Source organism: Thiolapillus sp. (assembly GCF_048562965.1).
GTDB lineage: Bacteria > Pseudomonadota > Gammaproteobacteria > Chromatiales > Chromatiaceae > Thiolapillus > Thiolapillus brandeum_A.
The window spans coordinates 1-1,250 of record NZ_JBHNMF010000844.1; the positions used below are offsets into that span (position 1 = coordinate 1).

The window sequence follows — 1,250 nt, forward strand, 5'->3', positions numbered from 1 at the left end:
CATTAAGCGCGCCCTACTACGCCAAGTTTTCTTGGAGCTCGGGGGTGATGAAGAGAACCTCCAGGACAGTCTCTTTCGGCAAATCAACGAAACGCATGAAGACCCAAAGGGTTTCTGGCAGTACACCTGGGAAATTATCAAAGCATGGGCAATGCCAATCCCTGCGTTCATTTTGTCTCTGCTACTACTGTTGGGTCTCCTGTGTCTAGTGCTGTGGCTCTTTCCGCTTCAGGGTGATTTATCTCAATCTATCGTTATCCTCGCTTTCACCGGCGCCTATTCCTACCTGCTCAAACAAGTCAAGTCACCGCCAGTTGCTGCCCACCGACCGGTAACACGCATTGCCCTGCCTAGCACAACAGCCGAGCAATACGAAGACCTTCTCCTTGATCAAATTGCACAATTCAAATCAGGAAAAAGTACGACGCCAGATGGCAAGAAAGGAAAAAACTGCGAACGCCTAATTGTGTTCGTTGATGATCTTGATCGTCTCTCAGCTGAAGAGATGGTTCTTGGTCTTGATGCTGTTCGAACTTTTATGGAAATACCGGAGGCCCGATTACCCAATGGTCTTGGACTTGTCTTTGTCATCTCCTGTGATGAGGTCAAGGTCGCTGATGCACTCGCTAAAGGTCGTAGGCAAGGAGATATGCCTGGCACCGTTTTCAGCCAGACAGATGCTCGGCGCTACCTTGATCGAATTTTCCAGTTTCGGCTTGAAATCCCACCATTCCCTCGCAATGACATGCGTCAGTACGCCATCAAGCAACTTATAGAATTACCGGGTATTGAATCTGACCTCCGCTCTCGGAGTGTTTCTATAGACACCCTCGTTGACCGCATGATTCATGTTGGGGTTCATGATCCTAGAAACGCACTTCAAATCGTAAACGCATTTGTGCAAGCATGGTGGCTGGCAAAGAAGCGGGAAACAGAAGAAATTGGCACAGAAAGGCCTGGTGGCCTCCATGAGGGTGCCGTCACCATGCATCCAATTTCCTTAGGAGCGCTCTCTGCAATTAAGGTTAATTTTCCTGACTTCTATCGAGACCTGCAAAACGATCCCGCTCTATTACAGCGTGTGACGGATGTCATGGTGCGTGGAAACCCCCTGCAAGACCAACCTCTTGCTACCAGACAACTCCTTGCAGAGCGATATTTAAGAAAACGGGATGGTGAAGCGGACATGCCCTATGAGGTACGTCCGGAACACCGAGCCCTGCGGCAGTACCTCAGCAGTCTTATCGGCT

At 49.7% G+C, this 1,250-nt stretch carries 1 protein-coding gene; it reads left to right on the plus strand.

Annotated elements, in window-relative coordinates:
- Positions 1 to 31 precede the first annotated feature (31 nt).
- A partial coding sequence (locus ACOCD2_RS20550; protein WP_419626012.1) for a P-loop NTPase fold protein occupies positions 32 to 1,250 on the plus strand: 1,219 nt, incomplete at its 3' end.